The 16709-nt window shown below is 69.3% G+C and carries 18 protein-coding genes; 7 read left to right on the top strand and 11 right to left on the bottom strand.

All coding sequences use genetic code 11. The features are described from left to right. Window positions 1-114 precede the first annotated feature (114 nt). From mtrA to cofD, 11 genes are all read right to left on the bottom strand, one after another. The gene (mtrA, locus tag ACWEMY_RS15425; RefSeq protein WP_019048752.1) at window positions 115-792 is read right to left on the bottom strand and encodes an MtrAB system response regulator MtrA; all 678 of its coding nucleotides are present in this window, start codon (window positions 790-792) and stop codon (window positions 115-117) included. Between the two features lie 78 nt (window positions 793-870). Then, complete coding sequence (locus ACWEMY_RS15420) at window positions 871-1518, bottom strand: dTMP kinase (protein ID WP_375929707.1); 648 nt, start codon at window positions 1516-1518, stop codon at window positions 871-873. Between the two features lie 75 nt (window positions 1519-1593). Next, window positions 1594-3078, bottom strand: coding sequence for an adenosylhomocysteinase (gene ahcY / locus ACWEMY_RS15415; RefSeq protein WP_452390531.1), 1485 nt, complete (start codon window positions 3076-3078; stop codon window positions 1594-1596). Window positions 3079-3159: 81 nt separating this feature from the next. After that, entirely contained in the window at window positions 3160-4317 is a 1158-nt protein-coding gene (locus ACWEMY_RS15410) for an alkane 1-monooxygenase (RefSeq protein ID WP_452390530.1), read from the bottom strand. Between the two features lie 132 nt (window positions 4318-4449). Beyond that, window positions 4450-5019 carry a TetR family transcriptional regulator gene (locus ACWEMY_RS15405; protein WP_452390576.1) on the bottom strand — a complete coding sequence of 190 codons (570 nt, stop codon included), beginning with the start codon at window positions 5017-5019 and terminating at the stop codon, window positions 4450-4452. Between the two features lie 83 nt (window positions 5020-5102). Further along, a complete protein-coding gene (locus ACWEMY_RS15400) occupies window positions 5103-5285 on the bottom strand; it encodes a rubredoxin (RefSeq protein ID WP_278263347.1) in 183 nt (60 codons plus the stop codon). Next, complete coding sequence (locus ACWEMY_RS15395; RefSeq protein WP_452390529.1) at window positions 5282-5455, bottom strand: rubredoxin; 174 nt, start codon at window positions 5453-5455, stop codon at window positions 5282-5284. The genes ACWEMY_RS15400 and ACWEMY_RS15395 overlap by 4 nt, the downstream gene beginning before the upstream one ends. Then, window positions 5452-6687, bottom strand: coding sequence for an alkane 1-monooxygenase (locus ACWEMY_RS15390; protein WP_375929713.1), 1236 nt, complete (start codon window positions 6685-6687; stop codon window positions 5452-5454). Before ACWEMY_RS15390 ends, ACWEMY_RS15395 begins: the two co-directional genes overlap by 4 nt. A 186-nt stretch (window positions 6688-6873) precedes the next feature. Then, window positions 6874-7395 (bottom strand): NUDIX hydrolase, encoded by a 522-nt coding sequence (locus tag ACWEMY_RS15385; protein ID WP_452390528.1) that lies wholly within the window; start codon window positions 7393-7395, stop codon window positions 6874-6876. Continuing rightward, window positions 7392-8738 (bottom strand): coenzyme F420-0:L-glutamate ligase, encoded by a 1347-nt coding sequence (locus ACWEMY_RS15380; RefSeq protein ID WP_452390527.1) that lies wholly within the window; start codon window positions 8736-8738, stop codon window positions 7392-7394. The genes ACWEMY_RS15385 and ACWEMY_RS15380 overlap by 4 nt, the downstream gene beginning before the upstream one ends. After that, complete coding sequence (gene cofD, locus ACWEMY_RS15375; RefSeq protein ID WP_452390526.1) at window positions 8735-9721, bottom strand: 2-phospho-L-lactate transferase; 987 nt, start codon at window positions 9719-9721, stop codon at window positions 8735-8737. Before cofD ends, ACWEMY_RS15380 begins: the two co-directional genes overlap by 4 nt. A gap of 500 nt (window positions 9722-10221) precedes the next feature. Here cofD and ACWEMY_RS15370 point away from each other — a divergent pair, with 500 nt between their 5' ends. The 7 genes from ACWEMY_RS15370 (at window position 10222) to ACWEMY_RS15340 (ending at window position 16613) form a co-directional block, all read left to right on the top strand. Then, window positions 10222-10455, top strand: a complete 234-nt coding sequence (locus ACWEMY_RS15370) for a WhiB family transcriptional regulator (RefSeq protein WP_085999665.1) — start codon at window positions 10222-10224, stop codon at window positions 10453-10455. A 153-nt stretch (window positions 10456-10608) separates the two neighbouring features. After that, window positions 10609-11091 carry a metallopeptidase family protein gene (locus ACWEMY_RS15365; RefSeq protein ID WP_278263341.1) on the top strand — a complete coding sequence of 161 codons (483 nt, stop codon included), beginning with the start codon at window positions 10609-10611 and terminating at the stop codon, window positions 11089-11091. A 58-nt stretch (window positions 11092-11149) separates the two neighbouring features. Continuing rightward, window positions 11150-11518: a DUF3499 domain-containing protein gene (locus ACWEMY_RS15360; RefSeq protein WP_375935409.1), complete on the top strand. Its 369-nt coding sequence runs from the start codon at window positions 11150-11152 to the stop codon at window positions 11516-11518. A gap of 150 nt (window positions 11519-11668) precedes the next feature. Further along, complete coding sequence (locus ACWEMY_RS15355) at window positions 11669-13048, top strand: phosphomannomutase/phosphoglucomutase (protein ID WP_452390525.1); 1380 nt, start codon at window positions 11669-11671, stop codon at window positions 13046-13048. 128 nt (window positions 13049-13176) lie between these two features. Next, on the top strand, window positions 13177-14397 hold the full coding sequence (locus ACWEMY_RS15350) for a tobH protein (RefSeq protein ID WP_452390524.1): 1221 nt from the start codon (window positions 13177-13179) through the stop codon (window positions 14395-14397). After that, window positions 14397-15617 (top strand): mannose-6-phosphate isomerase, class I, encoded by a 1221-nt coding sequence (manA, locus tag ACWEMY_RS15345; protein ID WP_375929719.1) that lies wholly within the window; start codon window positions 14397-14399, stop codon window positions 15615-15617. The genes ACWEMY_RS15350 and manA overlap by 1 nt, the downstream gene beginning before the upstream one ends. Window positions 15618-15698: 81 nt before the next feature. Beyond that, window positions 15699-16613 (top strand): cation diffusion facilitator family transporter, encoded by a 915-nt coding sequence (locus ACWEMY_RS15340; RefSeq protein WP_452390523.1) that lies wholly within the window; start codon window positions 15699-15701, stop codon window positions 16611-16613. Window positions 16614-16709: the final 96 nt, after the last annotated feature.

Below are 16709 nucleotides of genomic sequence, written 5' to 3'. Positions count from 1 at the left end.
ACCCACTGCCGCACCTGCGCGACGGCGGACTGTGCTCGTCCACCCTGCGCCAGATCGCCTGCTGGTAGACGCGGCTGTGAACTCTCGGTCACCGCGGCGCCTCACAGCGACCGATCACGGCGGTCCGGCCTTGTAACCCACACCGCGGACGGTCAGCACGATCTCCGGGTTCTCCGGGTCCTTCTCGACCTTGGCGCGTAGTCGCTGCACGTGCACGTTCACCAGGCGGGTGTCGGCGGCGTGCCGGTATCCCCACACCTGTTCGAGCAGGACCTCGCGGGTGAACACCTGACGCGGCTTGCGCGCCAGCGCGACCAGCAGGTCGAACTCGAGCGGGGTGAGCGAGATCTGCGCGCCGCCGCGGGTCACCTTGTGCGCGGGCACGTCGATGACGATGTCGGCGATGGAGAGCAGCTCGGCGGGCTCGTCCTCGGTACGGCGCAGGCGCGCGCGGACACGGGCGACGAGTTCCTTCGGCTTGAACGGCTTGACGATGTAATCGTCGGCGCCGGACTCCAGACCGAGCACCACGTCGACCGTGTCGGTCTTGGCGGTGAGCATCACGATCGGGACACCGGAATCGGCCCGTAGCACGCGGCACACGTCGATGCCGTTCATGCCGGGCAGCATCAGGTCCAGCAACACCAGGTCGGGGCGGATCTCCCGCACCGCCGACAGGGCCTGCGTGCCGTCGCCGACCACGTGCGGGTCGAACCCTTCCCCGCGCAAGACGATGGTCAGCATCTCAGCGAGTGCCATATCGTCGTCGACGACCAGAATCTTGGGCTTCATAGTCCTATGTTGTCATCTCCCAGGCCAGGATCGGGCCGCCACGCCATTAATGGTGTGAACCCGTCGCCGTATCCAACCTTATCCGGCAAAGATTTCCGTGCAGAGGGTGAGCAGTGCGGGCCTGTCGTCATCGGATCGGTATGTCCACCACCGGCCGTACCAATCGCGGTCGGCCAGCTCACGATAGACCGCGCCGGTGCGCCGTTGCAGGCCGCCGTCGCGTTCGTAGGCGTCCAGGGCGCGGGCGTCGTCGAGTTCACCACGGCGGCGGGCACGTTCGGCGGCGACCTCGGTGGGTACGTCGAGCAGCACGGTGAGGTCGGCCGGGGGCAGCGCCAGCCTGCCGAACTCCAGATCACCGACCCAGGCGACGATTTCGCCGTCGGCGTCCTGTTCGGCGCGCGCGGCCGAATAGGCGGCGTTGGAGGCCACCCAGCGGTCCAGGATCACGATGTCGTTGGCATCCAACAGGTTCGACAGCTCCGCCGAGGCGGCCGAGCGGTCCAGCGCGAACAGGATGGCCATCGCGTTGATCGAGCCCGCCAGGTCACCGTTGCCGCCGCGCAGCGCCTCGGCGGCCAGGTCGGCGTGCACGGACCGGCCGTACTGCGGGAAGGCCATGCTGCCCGCGCGCAGCCCCTTCGCCGACAATTCGGCGATCAGGCCGTCGATCAGCGTCCGCTTCCCGGCACCGTCGAGGCCCTCCACCGCAATCAGCACGCCCATGACCGGTGAGATTACCCCCTCGGTGAGCCGACGACCCCGCCGACCCGAAGGCCGGCGGGGTCGCGTGCGCGGGGCTCAGTAGCGGTAGTGCTCGGGCTTGTACGGGCCCTCCACGTCCACACCGATGTACTCGGCCTGGTCCTTGGTGAGCTTGGTCAGCGTGCCACCGAGGGCCTCGACGTGCACCCTGGCGACCTTCTCGTCGAGGTGCTTGGGCAGCCGGTAGACCTCGTTGTCGTACTCCTCCGGCTTGGTCCACAGCTCGATCTGCGCGATGACCTGGTTGGAGAAGCTGTTCGACATCACGAACGACGGGTGACCGGTCGCGTTGCCCAGGTTGAGCAGACGACCCTCCGACAGCACGATGATCGCCTTGCCCGAATCGGTGAAGGTCCACTCGTCGACCTGCGGCTTGATGACGATCCGCGTCGCGCCCGAACGCTCGAGGGCGGCCATGTCGATCTCGTTGTCGAAGTGGCCGATGTTGCCCAGGATCGCGTGATCCTTCATAGCCTTCATGTGCTCGAGGGTGATGATGTCCTTGTTGCCCGTCGAGGTGATGACGATGTCGGCCTCGCCGATCGCCTGCTCGACGGTGACCACGTCGTAGCCGTCCATCAGCGCCTGCAGCGCGTTGATCGGGTCGATCTCGGTGACCTGCACGCGCGCGCCCTGGCCGGCCAGCGACTCCGCGCAGCCCTTGCCGACGTCACCGTAACCGGCGATGAGCACCTTCTTGCCACCGATGAGCACGTCGGTGCCGCGGTTGATGCCGTCGATGAGCGAGTGGCGGGTGCCGTACTTGTTGTCGAACTTCGACTTGGTGACCGAGTCGTTGACGTTGATCGCCGGGAACACCAGCTCACCCGCGGCGGCGAACTGGTAGAGCCGCAGCACGCCGGTGGTGGTCTCCTCGGTGACGCCCTTGACCGAGTCGGCGATGACACTCCACTTGGTCTTGTCGGCCTCGATGCTCTGGCGCAGCAGGTTGAGGAACACCTTGTACTCGGCCGAGTGCTCGTCGTCCTCGGGCGGCACCACGCCGGCCTTCTCGAACTGCGCGCCGCGCAGCACGAGCATGGTCGCGTCGCCACCGTCGTCGAGGATCATGTTGGCGGGCTCGTTCGGCCAGGTGAGCATCTGCTCGGCCGCCCACCAGTACTCCTCGAGGGTCTCGCCCTTCCAGGCGAAGACCGGGGTGCCCTTGGGCTCCTCGACGGTGCCGTGCGGCCCGACGACGACCGCGGCGGCGGCGTGGTCCTGGGTGGAGAAGATGTTGCACGAGGCCCAGCGCACTTCCGCACCGAGGGCGACGAGCGTTTCGATCAGGACGGCGGTCTGCACCGTCATGTGCAGCGATCCGGAGATGCGCGCGCCCCGCAGCGGCTGCACATCGTGGTATTCGCGGCGCAGTGCCATCAGGCCGGGCATCTCGTGCTCGGCGAGGCGGATCTCCTTGCGGCCGAATTCGGCCAGCGAGAGATCTGCCACCTTGTAATCGATGCCGTTGCGGACGTCAGCGGTGAGCTCGGTGCGCGCGGGAAGTTCTGAGGTCGTCATCAGCCTCTCCTGGTAGTCAGTACCGAGGCAAGGCTACCGCCTGACGGCGTGCGCGTTCCCCGGTCCTCGCCAGGCCGCGGGTCAGGCCGCGGCGCGGTATCGGGCCAGCAAACGCCGCGGCTTGGCGGGCGCGACATTGGCCAGCGTCAGGTCGCCGCCGTAGTGGGCGGCCACCCTGGGGTCCATCACGGCCCGCCACAGCGGCGGGACGGCGGCGAGCAGGATCATCGTCGCGTAGCCGGCGGGCAGCTGCGGTGATTCCTGGCTGCTGCGCAGCGTCTGGTAGCGCCTGCCGGGGTTGGCGTGGTGGTCGCTGTGGCGCTGCAGATGGAACAGGAAGATGTTGGTGACCAGGCGATCGGAGTTCCAGCTGTCGCGCGGGGAGCAGCGTTCCCAGCGCCCGTTGGGCTTGCGTCCGCGCAGCAGTCCGTAGTGCTCGACGTAGTTGACCGTCTCGAGCAGACCCACGCCGACCACGGCCTGCAGCAGCAGCCACGGCAGGATGGCCGGGCCGAAGGCCAGCGTCAGCGAACCGAACAGCACCGCGCTCATCGCCCAGGCCTGCAGGATGTTGTTGCGCGGGCTCCACCAGCCACGACGCTGCCTGCGCAGGCGCGCGCCCTCGAGGTGGATCGCCGAGCGGAAGCCGCCGATCACGCTGCGCGGCAAGAACTCCCACAGCGACTCCCCCAGCCGCGCGCTGGCCGGGTCCTCCGGTGTGGCGACCCGGGCGTGGTGGCCCCGATTGTGCTCGACGAAGAAGTGCCCGTAGGCCGACTGGGCCAGCGCGATCTTCGACAGCAATCTTTCAGCACGCTCCACGCGATGCCCCAATTCGTGGGCCGCGTTGATGCCGATGCCGCTCACGAAGCCGACCGTGGCGGCCAGACCGAGCTTGTCGACGACATCGAGATCGTCACCGCCCCACATCGCGCAGGCGATGCCGAGACCGATCAGCTGGACCGGCAGGAACAGGTAGGTGCACCACCGGTAGTACCGGTCGGCCGAGAGCGCCTCGTAGTCCTCGTCGCGCGGATTGTTGCCGTCCTCGCCCACGATCCAGTCCAGCACCGGAATGGCGATGAGCACGATGACCGGCCCGATCCACCAGAACACCTCGGCACCGGTGCGGTACACGAGCTGGGAAGGCAACAGCGCGGACGCCGGAGCGATCAACCCTAGAGCCCAGAGATACCGTTTGGGATCACGAAAACCCCCCGGTTTGCCAACCGTTTGCACACCCGCTCCGCTGTAAAAAAGACCATTCGCCGACCGAGTGAAATAGTGACAGACCGTAGGCGCGTTACACAGCGTCAGCTTCCTAAACGTGGTGACGGTTACACAGTGGCGAATCAGAGCTCGTGAGATGTCTCAGTGATCCCACTCACCGGTTGGGTCCCGGATGCCGCGTACCTGCACGATCGCCTCCACGTACGGACCGAGCAGCGCGCTCATCTCCGCGGGGGCGTCGCGCTCGGGCACCGGCGGATTCGGGATGTAGCTGAGCGCGATGCGCACCAGCGCGTGCGCGAGCACGTCGGCCTCGGTGTCGGTGGCGTCGACCCAGCTGTGCACGAAGACCTCGGCCAGCCGCGCGGTGGCGTGCTCGAGCAGCGGGCCCGCGTCCAGGGTGATCAGGCGCAGCAGGTCCGGCTTCATCTCCCCGGCCAGCAGCGAACGCACCAGCGGGTCGGCGGCCGCGGCCAGGAAGAAGCCGGTCATGCCGACCCGGATGGCGGCGCGGGCGTCGCCGACGTGGGCGTCGAGCGCCTCGCGGACGTGGTCGACGAGCTCGTCGGCCAGCCGCAGGGCATAGGCCTGGGACAGGCCGGAGCGCGAGCCGAACTCGTTGTAGAGCGTCTGCCTGCTGACTCCGGCCCGCGCCGCGACGTCACCGAGGGTGATCTTGGACCAGTCCCGTTCGGTGAGCAGGTCGCGCATGCCGTCCAGTACCGAGGTGCGCAGCAGTTCGCGCGCCGCCTCCTGGTACGGGATGCGCCGACCCGTCCGCGGCGCTCCCACGTTCACGAACGTTCGATCTCGACCATGAAGAAGTCGGACTTGCGGGCACCGCAGTCCGGGCAGGTCCAGTCCTCGGGGATGTCGTCCCAGCGGGTGCCGGGGGCGATGCCGTCGTCGGGCCAGCCCTGCGCCTCGTCGTACTCGAAACCACACTGGGCACACTGGTAGAGCTTGTACGGGGTCACTGCGGAACTCCTACTGCCTCGAAGTCGATCTTCTCCCGGACCCCGCAGTCCGGACAGCACCAGTCCTCGGGCACCGAGGCCCACGGCGTGCCTGCCGGAAAACCTTCGCGCGGGGCACCTTTCGTTTCGTCGTAGACATAATCACAGACCGGACACTTATAAGAACTCATGCCGGATTCTCCGTTCCGTACCGTGCCAGTACCTTGTCGCGATGCCTGGGCTCGATGTTCGCGCGCGTGACGTCGCCGTCGTAGTGCGCGAGGACCCGCTTGTCCATGACCCGGCGCCAGATCGGCGGGAAGTAGCCGATCAGGATCATGCTGGCGTAGCCGCTGGGCAGGTTGGGCGCGCCGTCCCAGCTGCGCAGCGTCTGGTAGCGCCGGGTCGGGTAGGCGTGATGGTCGCTGTGGCGCTGCAGGTGGTAGAGGAAGATGTTGGTGACGATGTGGTCGCTGTTCCAGCTGTGCGTGGGCGCGGGCCGCTCGTAGCGCCCGCTGGGGGTCTTCTGCCGGACCAGGCCGTAGTGCTCGAGGTAGTTCACCGACTCGAGCAGGCTGAAACCGATCACCGCCTGCAGGATCAGGTACGGCAGCACCTCGATACCGAAGACCGCGATCAGGCCCAGCCACAGCACCACCGACATGGCCCAGGCGTTGAGCACGTCGTTGCGCAACGTCCACGGGCTCTTGTCCAGGCGGGCCAGGCGGTCCTTCTCGAGGTGCCAGGCCGAGCGCAGGCTGCCCCAGACCGTGCGCGGCCAGAACGCCCAGAAGCTCTCGCCGATGCGCGAGCTGGCCGGGTCCTCCGGCGTGGCGACGCGCACGTGGTGGCCGCGGTTGTGCTCGATGTAGAAGTGACCGTAGAAGGACTGCGCCAGCGCGATGCGGGCCAGCCAGCGCTCCAGGTCGACCTTCTTGTGCCCGAGCTCGTGCGCGGTGTTGATGCCGATGCCGCCGATCATGCCGACGCTGATGGCGATGCCGATCTTGTCGACCACATTGGCCCCGCCGGGGAAGCCAAGCCAGTGCAGGTTGTCGGCGGTGATGATGTAGCAGGCGAAGATCAGCGAGGCGTACTGGAACGGCAGGTACAGGTAGGTCAGGTACCGGTAGTACTTGTCGTTCTCCAGGTACTCCATCACCTCGTCGGGCGGATTGTCGCCGTCGGGACCGAAGAACAGGTCGGCCAGCGGGATCACCAGGTAGACCAGCACCGGGCCCAGCCAGAACGGGACCTCGGCCAGCCGATGCCAGCCGAGCTGATTGAGGCCCCAGATCAGCGGGATCGCGATCGTGAACAGGCCGGTCGGGGCGAACAACCCCCACAGCCAGAGGTAACGCTTGGAATCACGCCACTGCGGCGGCGCGACCCGCTGCTCGGACGTGTTGGCATCGGTCGACATCGTCGTCTCCTTCTGAGGCACATCTCACAGCTGTGATGTGCGTAACTCTCTGTCACAGACGATAGGTCCCGAATTGTCCGGCGTCTAGACAAATCCGCAGATTTGTAAAGTTGCAACGGCGAGATAACGAAAAGACGGTCACGCCCGGGTGGGCGCGACCGTCTTTCGGGTCCGGTCAGCGACCGGTTATGGCAGCAGCAGCACGTCCGCGCCGGGCGGTAGCCCGGAGACCGGCCACCAGCGCAGATCCGTCGATTCGGCACTGCGCACTGGCACCGCGCCGGGCGGGGCGACGATCTCGAAGAGCAGGTCCAGATGCCGGGTCGGCACACCGAGCGAGCAGGTGATCGGATGCGCCTGCGCGGCGTAGAGACCGGGGGTGAGCACCAGGTCCGGAATGCCCGACTCCTCGACCGCCTCGCGCAGTGCCGCGTCGGCGACGGTCTCGTCGCCGGGCTCGCAGTGCCCACCCAGCTGGATCCAGCGGCCGACCCGGGGGTGCAGGGTCAGCAGCACCTCGGAGCGGTCGTGCGAGAACACGATCGCCGAGGCGGTGATGTGGCCGGGCGCGTGCTCACGCAGGCAGCCCCCCGGGGCCGAGCCGAGGAAGGCGAGCATCGCCTCGCGCAGCGAATTGTCCTGTCGCGCTTCGGGTTTCCACGCGGTGAGCAGCTCGGTCGCCGAGGCGTGCAGCGACTCCGCGCTCACAGCTCCACCAGGCCGGGGCCGGGCGCGCCGACGGTGCGGGGGGTGGGCTCCTCGAGCGGATGACCGATGGCGATGGCGCCCAACGGGTTCCAGTCGCCGGGCAGGTCCAATACCTCGCGGGTGACCTCCGGGGCGAAGATCGTCGAGCCGATCCAGCAGCTGCCAAGACCGTCGGCGGCCAGCGCCACCAGCAGGCCCTGCACGGCCGCGCCGACCGCGACGGTGAACATGGTCTGCTCGGCGGCCTGCCGACGCGCGTCGGGGTAGTCGTGCGCGCCGTCGGGCACGCAGAACGGGATGATCACCTCCGGCGCGTCGGCCAGGATCTGCCCGCGCGCCACCCGGCGCTGCACCCGTTCGGGGTCGAGTCCGTCGGCGGTGAGATCGGCCCGCCACTTGTCGGCCATGGCGGCGAGCAGGGCGGCGCGCTTGGCCGGGTCGCGCAACCAGACGAAGCGCACCGGGTGGGTGTGGTGCGGCGCGGGCGCGGTCAGGCCCGCCGCGACGGCAGCCCTGATCCGTTCCGGGTCCACCGGCTCGGCGGCGAAGGCACGCACCGAACGGCGCAGCGGCACAGCCTCTTTGCGGCCCTTCTCGATCGACTCGGCGGTGCCGAGCCAGAACAGGTCGTCGACGCCGCCGCGCAGCAGCGCCGCCGCGCTCGAGCCGTCGTCGTCGATCGGCAGCCCGCGCACCACGGCCACCGGGACCCCGCCGAGCTTGCCCTTCACCAGGTCGGCCGCGGCGGCCAGTTCGTCGGCGATCGCCACCTGGGTGACGAACAGTTCGTTGCCCTGCCCGTCGACCGCGCCCGCGTAGTCGTGCAGCACCCGCAGGCCCGCGGCGCCGATGGCCGCGTCGATCTGGCCGTTGCGCCAGGCCCGGCCCATGGTGTCGGTGATGACCACCGCCACGTCCACGCCGAGCCGGGTCGCCAGGGCGGCCCGCAACGCCTTGGCGCTGGCGTCGGGATCGGTGGGCAGCAGCACCAGTTCGCCCTCGGCGACATTGGAGCCGTCGACACCGGAGGCGGCCTGCACGATGCCGAGGCGGTTCTCCGTGATCAGGGTGCGGCCCTTGCGTGCGAGCACACGCACGGCCTCCTGATCGACGAGCGCGCGCCGGGCGGTGTCGCGTTCCTCGGGGTCGGTCGGCGCGGCCACGATGCGGCCCTCGGCCTTGGACACGATCTTGCTGGTGACCACGAGGACGTCCCCGTCGGCGAGCCACGGTGCCTGTGCCGCAAGATGTTCGGCGATGTCGTCGCCCGGGCGGAACTCCGGCAACCCGGTGACGGGCAGAATCCGCAGCTCCCCGGCAGCGTGATCTGACGGTGCGCTCACGCCTTCACCCCCGCGAGTTCCAGTGCCGCGCGGGCCATTTCGGCCGTCGCGTCGGCATCGGTCATCAGCAGCGGCACGCTGCGCACCTCCACGCCGGGAACCTCGGCCGTATCGGTGGAGTGCACCAGCCAGCCGTCGAGGATGCCGGTGGCCGAGCGGGCACCGTAGTGGCGGCCGATCGCCTCGGCGGTGGACTCCACCCCGATCACCGACAGGCACTCGTCGGCCATGCCGCGCAACGGCTTTCCGTCGATCACCGGCGCGAGACCGACGACCTTGGCCTCGGTGGTGCGCAGCGCGCCCCGGATACCGGGCACCGCGAGGATCGCGCCGATGCTCACGACGGGGTTGGACGGGGCCAGCAACACCGCGTCGGCGGAGCTTATGATTTCGGTCACATTGGGTGCCGGAGAGGCTTGTTCGGCGCCGATCGAGGCAAATCCGTGAGTCGGCAGCGCCGCGCGGTAGCGCACCCACCACTCCTGGAAGTGGATCGCGCGACGTTCGCCGGCGTTGTCGGGATCGCTGACGACGACGTGGGTTTCGCACCGATCGTCGGTCGCCGGGATGAGCTTGACGCCCGGCTGCCAGCGGTTGCACAGCGCCTCGGTGACCGCGGAGAGCGGGTATCCGGCGCGCAGCATCTCGGTGCGGATGAGATGGGTGGCGATGTCGCGATCGCCCAGCCCGAACCAGTCGGGCTGGGCGTTGTACTTCGCCAGCTCCTCCTTGGCGTGCCAGGTCTCGTTCGCGTGGCCCCAGCCACGCTCGGGATCGATGCCACCGCCGAGGGTGTACATGCAGGTATCGAGGTCGGGACAGATCCGCAGACCGTGCATCCACACGTCGTCGCCGACATTGACGATGGCGGAGATCTCGGCGTCGGGCAGCAGCTGCCGGACGCCCTGGAGGAACCGGGCACCGCCGACGCCGCCGACCAGGACGGCGATCTCGGGCTTGCGCACCGCGTGTTGTGCAGTCACGAGATCACAGCCTAGTGAGTGGTGGCACGGGGGTGCTCCGGCGCCGAGGAAGAGTGAAGTTGCTGGTCATTTGCCACAGCACATAACAAGATCAACACGAAAGGCGGGTCCGGAGTGTAACGGAAGGGTGACGGCGGGTTGACCACGCGTAAGTGCGGCGTGTCTAATCACAGACATGTCATTCCGGTCACCGCGAGAAGGCATAGCGCGGGGGCGTTTGCGAGAGGGTGTTGGCTCGCCGGAGGACAGGTTCGGGGAAGCCCGCGAGACGACATCGCGGTGTTGTGCCGTCGGGGTTCGTATCGGTCCGACGGAAAGAATCATTCTGCGCTAACACATAGTGAGGAGGCGGAACGATGACCGAAGATATGGTCTCGCCGACCGATTCCACAGCAGGCGCAGCTCATGCTGTCTGCGCCGAGGTGAGCTGGCAGGAACCGGACGTGGTCACCGAAGTCGCGGCGCCCCGGCTGAGTCTGGTCGTGACGGGCTTCGACGAAATGTTCGAATCCATCGAAGAGCAGTGGCAGGAACGCGCGCTGTGCGCCCAGACCGATCCCGAGGCGTTCTTCCCCGAGAAGGGCGGCTCGACTCGCGAAGCCAAGCGCATCTGCATGGGCTGTGAAGTACGTGACCAGTGCCTGGAATACGCACTGGCACACGACGAACGCTTCGGCATCTGGGGTGGTCTCTCGGAACGAGAGCGCCGCAGGCTGAAGCGCGGAATCGGTTAGAGAATCGTTCGAAAGTAGACTCTGAGGCCTGGCCCGGAGCACACGCAGGCGCAGTACGTCGGTGTCTCCGGGCGAACGCCCAGCAGTCGCGTCGCAGGTCTTCGACGCCGGCGCGGGTACCACCCAGTACACGCGAGAGAGGCGGAGAAGACGATGGCACGCTCCCGGCGTCATTTCCCGGCGCCCACCGCACGATCGGTGACCCGTCGCGGCCGCGGGGTTCGAGGCCCCATGCTCCCGCCGACGGTACCCGCCTGGCGCACCAGGGGGCAGAAGTTCGACCGGCTGGTGCTCGAGGCCTTCGCACCGCTGGACACCCGCTGGCACGACCGGCTCACCAAGCTCGACATCGCCGTCGACGACGTCCCGAAAATCCGTCCGCTGCACCCCGATTCGGTCACCTGGCCGGACGAGGTGGTCGCCGACGGCCCGGTGCCGCTGTCGCGGCTGATTCCCGCCGGAGTCGACCGGCACGGTGCGGCCACCCGAGCCAGGGTGGTGCTGTTCCGCAAACCGCTCGAACTGCGCGCCGCCGACCCCGACGATCTGGTGGAACTGCTGCGCGAGGTGCTCGTCCAGCAGATCGCCACCTACCTCGGTGTAGACCCCGATCTGATCGATCCGGAACCCGAATGAGGGCGTGTCCGTATCCCCTTTTGCGAGCCGGAGGGTTAACCTCGACATCGTGATCCCCATGCGTCGTTGCTGCCGACCCGGCTGCAAGAACCCGGCCGTAGCGACGCTGACGTATGTGTACTCCGACTCGACCGCCGTCGTCGGACCGCTGGCCACCGTCGCCGAACCGCACTCCTGGGATCTGTGCGAAACCCACGCCTGCCGCATCACCGCCCCGAAGGGCTGGGAACTGGTCCGCCACGAAGGCGGCTTCTCCTCGAGCTCCCCCGACGACGACGATCTCACCGCCCTGGCCGAGGCCGTCCGCGAGGCGGGGCTGCGCCGCCGCCCGTCCGACCCGGACCAGCCGGGCTACGCCGAGTCGGCTCCCCCACGCACCGGCCGTACGGGCCGCCGCGGGCACCTACGCGTGCTGCCCGATCCGTAAATACCCAGCGCGATCACTGATCTCGGGAGTACATGGGTAACTCCCCGGCCACCTCCCAGCCGGGGCCTCCTGACGCAGGACCTGTCGAAAACTGTCGAGCTACCGGACCAGTACGGCCTGAGTCTCGGGGAGGCGGATAGGCTAGGGCTCATGACGACTGTCGCGCGCTCCAGCGAACTCGTGAACGCCGTGATCAAGGCTTATGACGTCCGCGGGGTGGTGGGCGAACAGATCGACGCGGGGTTCGTCGCCGATGTCGGCGCCTCCTTCGCCCGGCTGATGCGGGCCGAGGGCGCCACCCGGATCGTGATCGGCCACGACATGCGCGAGTCGTCGCCCGAGCTGTCGCGGGCCTTCGCCGACGGCGTACTGGCCCAGGGCCTGGATGTGGTGCACATCGGCCTGGCCTCCACCGACCAGCTCTACTTCGCCTCCGGCAAGCTCGGCTGTCCCGGCGCGATGTTCACCGCCAGCCACAACCCGGCCCGCTACAACGGCATCAAGCTGTGCCGCGCCAACGCGCTGCCGGTGGGCCAGGACACCGGCCTGGCCACCATCTCCGCCGAGATCGTCGCCGGCGTGCCCGCCTACGACGGCGCCCCCGGCACCGCCACCAGCACCGACCTGCTGGCCGACTACGCGAGCTTCCTGCGCGAGCTGGTCGACCTCGACGACATCCGCCCGCTGACCATCGCGGTCGACGCGGGCAACGGCATGGGCGGCCACACCGTCCCCGCGGTGCTGGGCACCCTGGGCCCGGTCACCATCGTGCCGCTGTACTTCGAGCTCGACGGCTCCTTCCCCAACCACGAGGCCAACCCCCTCGATCCGAAGAACCTGGTCGACCTGCAGGCGCTGGTGCGCAGCAGCGGCGCCGACATCGGCCTGGCCTTCGACGGCGACGCCGACCGGTGCTTCGTCGTCGACGAGCGCGGCGAGCCGGTCTCGCCCTCGGCGATCACCGCCCTGGTGGCCCAGCGCGAGCTGGCCAAGGAGCCGGGCGCCACCGTCATCCACAATCTGATCACCTCGCGCGCGGTGCCCGAACTGGTCGAGGAGCTGGGCGGCAAGCCGGTGCGCACCCGGGTGGGCCACTCGTTCATCAAGCAGGAGATGGCGGCCACCGGCGCGGTCTTCGGCGGCGAGCACTCCGCGCACTACTACTTCCGCGATTTCTGGGGTGCCGACTCGGGCATGCTGGCCGCGCTGCACGTGCTGGCCGCCCTCGGCGAGGGACAGCGGCCGGTCTCGGAGCTGATGGCCGCCTACGACGTCTACGCGGCCTCCGGCGAGATCAACTCCACCGTGGCCGACGCCGCCGAACGCACCGAGGCCGTGCTGGCCGCCTTCGCCGACCGCACCGAATCGGTGGACCGGCTCGACGGGGTGACCGTGGACCTGGGCGAGCACGCCTGGTTCAATCTGCGCGCGTCCAACACCGAACCGCTCCTGCGGCTCAATGTCGAGGCCGGATCGCAGGCCGAAGTAAACGCCATCGTGACCGAGATCCTGGGCATCGTCCGCGCTTGATGCGGGAAAATGAAACCAGTGCAGGTGGAATCGCATGGTCGGTCCCGGGAATCTCACCATCGTCGGCGCCTGACTGGAATAGTGGAATCACAGACGACACGGTGCGATGAGGGGAGGTGGACTCGGCGATGATCGCTGGAACACCGGTATTCGACCTCGACGATGCCGCATCGCTGGAGGCGGCCGACACCGGCGGCGCCCTGCGCTCGGCGGCTTCCGGCGGCGCCCAGGTGCGGGCGACGGCGGCCGCGGTCGCCGAGACCGCGCTCACCGAACGCCTGGCCGATCTGCGGCCGCGCAGCCTGGTGCTGGTCACCGGGTCGGGACGGGCCGCGCGCGCGGCGGGCCTGCTGGTCGCCACCCTCGGTGACCGGGCCGGGCTGCCGATCGTGCCGGTCACCGCGCTGCCGCCGTGGGTGGGCCCACTCGACGTGGTGCTCGTCGCCGGCGACGACGCGGGCGATCCGCGCCTGATCGACGCCGTGGACCGCGCGCTGCGCCGCAGCGCCGAAGTGGTGGTGGCCGCGCCCAACGAGGGCCCGCTGCGCGCGGTCGCCGCGGGTCGCGCCATCGTGCTGGAGCCGCGCGTGCCGGTGCTCGACCACAACCGGCTGCTGCGTTTCCTCGCCGTCGGCATCGCGGTGCTGCGCGCGGTCGACGCCCAGCGCAGCGTGCCGGCCACCCCCGATCTCACCGAACTGGCCGACATGCTCGACGCCGAGGCGCTGCGCGACGGGCCGCACAACGAGGTCTTCCACAATCCCGCCAAGACCCTGGCCGCGCGCATGCACGGCGTGGGCGTGGTCCTGGCCGGTGACTCCCCCGCCGCCGTCGAGCTCGCCGCCCACGGCGCCGAGGTGCTGTTGCAGTCGGCGGGCACGCTGGCCGCGGCCGCCGATCTGGCCGATGCCGTCGCCTCGATCGGCAGGCTCACCGAGGCCGCGGGCACGGCACCGGGCTTCGACCCGCTGTTCCACGACGAGGAACTCGACGGCCCGGCCCCGGTCGACCGGGTGCGGGTGCTGGCGCTGAGCGTGCACCCCGACCAGGCGGCCGCGCGGCGCAAACTGGCGGTCTTCGACGGCGCGGGCGCGGGTCTGGTCGACGCGGATCTGGTGCACGCCGATGTCGACGTGCTGCAATCCCAGCTCGCCGAACCGGGCGTGGCCCCGGCCCAGGAGAGCGCGGCGGCCACCTCCGCCGCCGGTGGCGGGCACGGCAGCGAGATCGAGCAACTGGCCGTGCTGGCGCTGCGCCTGGACATGGCGGCGGCCTATCTCCGACTCCTGGAGGCGCGCGGCGCGGCCGCGCCCGGCCCGGACCGATTCCACGACGGGGGACGCTACTAGTGCAGGAACTCGTTGGTGCGCTGCGTTCTTACGCCTGGGGATCGCGCACCGCGCTCGCTCAGCTGTGCGGCCGCCCGGTGCCCTCGGCCCATCCCGAGGCCGAACTCTGGTTCGGGGCGCACCCGGCCGACCCCGCCCACGTGCGGACCGTCGACGGCAAGCTCTCGCTGCTCGAGGTGGTCAGCGCCGACCCGATCCGCGAACTCGGCCCGGCCGCGGACACCTTCGGCACCCGGCTGCCGTTCCTGCTGAAGATCCTGGCCGCCGAGGAACCGCTGTCGCTGCAGGCCCACCCCAGTTCGGCGCAGGCCAAGGCGGGCTTCGAACGGGAGAACCGCACCGGGGTGCCGCTGGACTCGCCCATGCGCAACTACCGCGACGACAGCCACAAGCCCGAACTGGTCGTCGCACTGGACCGGTTCGAGGCGCTGGCCGGCTTCCGCGACCCGCACCGCACCGTCGAGCTGCTGCGCGCGCTCGCCGTGCCGGGTCTCGACGTCTACGCCGGACTGCTTGCCGCCCAGCCCGATTCGGCCGGGCTGCGCACGCTGTTCACCACCTGGATCACGCTGCCGCCCGCGGCGCTGTCCACCCTGCTGCCCGCGGTGCTCGAAGGCTGCGTGCGCTATCTGTCCGGGCGTGGTCCGCGCCCGTTCGCCGCCGAGGTGCGCACGGCGCTGGAACTGGCCGAGGTGTATCCCGGTGACGCGGGCGTGCTGGCCGCGCTGCTGCTCAACCGGCTCACCCTCGAACCCGGCCAGGGCCTGTTCCTCGACGCCGGGAACCTGCACGCCTACCTGCGCGGCGTGGGCGTGGAGATCATGGCCAACTCCGACAATGTGCTGCGCGGCGGGCTCACCCCCAAGCACGTCGACGTGCCGGAACTGCTGCGGGTCCTCGATTTCGAGCCGGTCGACCTGCCGGTGATCGAACCGGAGCCCGGCGCCGACGGCGGGGTGCGGTATCGCACGCCCGCACCGGAATTCGCGCTGTGCCGCTTCGACCTGCCCGCCGACGGCGACGCGGTGGTGCTGGCCGACGCCGGGCCGGGCATCGTGCTGTGCACCGCGGGCACGGTCGAACTGTCCCAGAACGGGCGCACCCTCACCGTCGAGCGCGGCAGCGCGGCCTGGATCTCGGCGACCGACAGCGACATCCGCGCCCGCGCGGTGCGCGGGCCCGCCCAGCTGTTCAACGCCTGCGTGGGCACCGGCCACTGAGCCGGAGCGCGCGGATCGCCGTGCGCCGCCTAGGCTGTTGCGGGCACGAAGGTGTTCAGCGAAGCGGAAGGGCGGGCGGATATGTCGGCTGGTGGTGGTAAGAAGGCGATCATCGCCGCGTTGACGGCCAACGCGGGAATCGCGGTGTCGAAGTTCGTCGGCGCGGCGATCACCGGATCGGCGTCGATGATGGCCGAGGCGGTGCACTCGGTGGCCGACACGGCCAACCAGGGCCTGCTGCTGTTCGGGCAGCGCGCGGCCGCCAAGGACGCCGACGAGCTGCACCAGTTCGGCTACGGGCGCAACCGGTACTTCTATTCCTTCGTCGTGGCGCTGGTGCTGTTCACCCTCGGCTCGGTGTACGCGATCTACGAGGGCATCCACAAGATCCAGCATCCCGAGGAGCTGAGTCAGCCGATCGTCGCGATCGTCATCCTCGGCATCGCGATCGGGCTCGAGACCTTCAGCTTCCTCACCGCGGTACGGGAATCCAAGCCGCTCAAGGGGTCCGCGAGCTGGTGGCGGTTCATCCGCAACTCGCGCAGCCCCGAACTGCCGGTGGTACTGCTCGAGGACACCGGCGCGCTGATCGGTCTGGTCATCGCCTTCGCCGCGGTGGGGCTCACCGTGGTCACCGACGACCCGATCTACGACGGCATCGGCACCCTGTGCATCGGTGTGCTGCTCGGGCTCATCGCGATCGTGCTGATCGTGGAGATGAAGAGCCTGCTCATCGGCGAGGGCGCCACTCCCGAGCAGGACCGCGCCATCCGCGACAATCTGGTCGACGGCACGCTGATCACCTCGGTGATCCACCTGAAGTCGGAGTACCTGGGACCGGAGGAGATGCTGGTCGCGGCCAAGGTGGCCATCGCGCCGGGGCTCGACATCGCCGGGGTCGCCGAGGCGATCGACGCGGCGGAGATGCGGGTGCGCACGGCGGTGCCGACCGCGCGCCTCATCTACCTGGAGCCCGACCTGTACCGCACGCTGTGACATCGGCGGCTGGCGCCGCGGGTTTTTCGGCCCCTTGGGCCTCGCGTCCGAGGGGCGATAAATAGGGATCGCCGTGACGTCTCGCCCCACGGACGC

Source organism: Nocardia sp. NPDC004415 (assembly GCF_053602435.1).
Note: the sequence above shows the minus strand (reverse complement) of the source record. Positions and strands in the feature narration are given on the sequence as shown.

Coding starts and splice junctions, on each gene's coding strand:
- ACWEMY_RS15420 (WP_375929707.1), bottom strand. CDS start 1,518: ATGGGCGTGCTGATTGCGGTGGAGGGCCTCGACGGTGCCGGGAAGCGG.
- ACWEMY_RS15365 (WP_278263341.1), top strand. CDS start 10,609: ATGGCACGCTCCCGGCGTCATTTCCCGGCGCCCACCGCACGATCGGTG.
- ACWEMY_RS15405 (WP_452390576.1), bottom strand. CDS start 5,019: ATGCGCGACCTGCTCACCGAACGGGACTGGTCCAAGATCACCCTCGGT.
- mtrA (WP_019048752.1), bottom strand. CDS start 792: ATGAAGCCCAAGATTCTGGTCGTCGACGACGATATGGCACTCGCTGAG.
- ACWEMY_RS15390 (WP_375929713.1), bottom strand. CDS start 6,687: ATGTCGACCGATGCCAACACGTCCGAGCAGCGGGTCGCGCCGCCGCAG.
- ACWEMY_RS15355 (WP_452390525.1), top strand. CDS start 11,669: ATGACGACTGTCGCGCGCTCCAGCGAACTCGTGAACGCCGTGATCAAG.
- ACWEMY_RS15350 (WP_452390524.1), top strand. CDS start 13,177: ATGATCGCTGGAACACCGGTATTCGACCTCGACGATGCCGCATCGCTG.
- ahcY (WP_452390531.1), bottom strand. CDS start 3,078: ATGACGACCTCAGAACTTCCCGCGCGCACCGAGCTCACCGCTGACGTC.
- ACWEMY_RS15370 (WP_085999665.1), top strand. CDS start 10,222: ATGTTCGAATCCATCGAAGAGCAGTGGCAGGAACGCGCGCTGTGCGCC.
- ACWEMY_RS15340 (WP_452390523.1), top strand. CDS start 15,699: ATGTCGGCTGGTGGTGGTAAGAAGGCGATCATCGCCGCGTTGACGGCC.
- ACWEMY_RS15360 (WP_375935409.1), top strand. CDS start 11,150: ATGCGTCGTTGCTGCCGACCCGGCTGCAAGAACCCGGCCGTAGCGACG.
- ACWEMY_RS15395 (WP_452390529.1), bottom strand. CDS start 5,455: ATGAGTTCTTATAAGTGTCCGGTCTGTGATTATGTCTACGACGAAACG.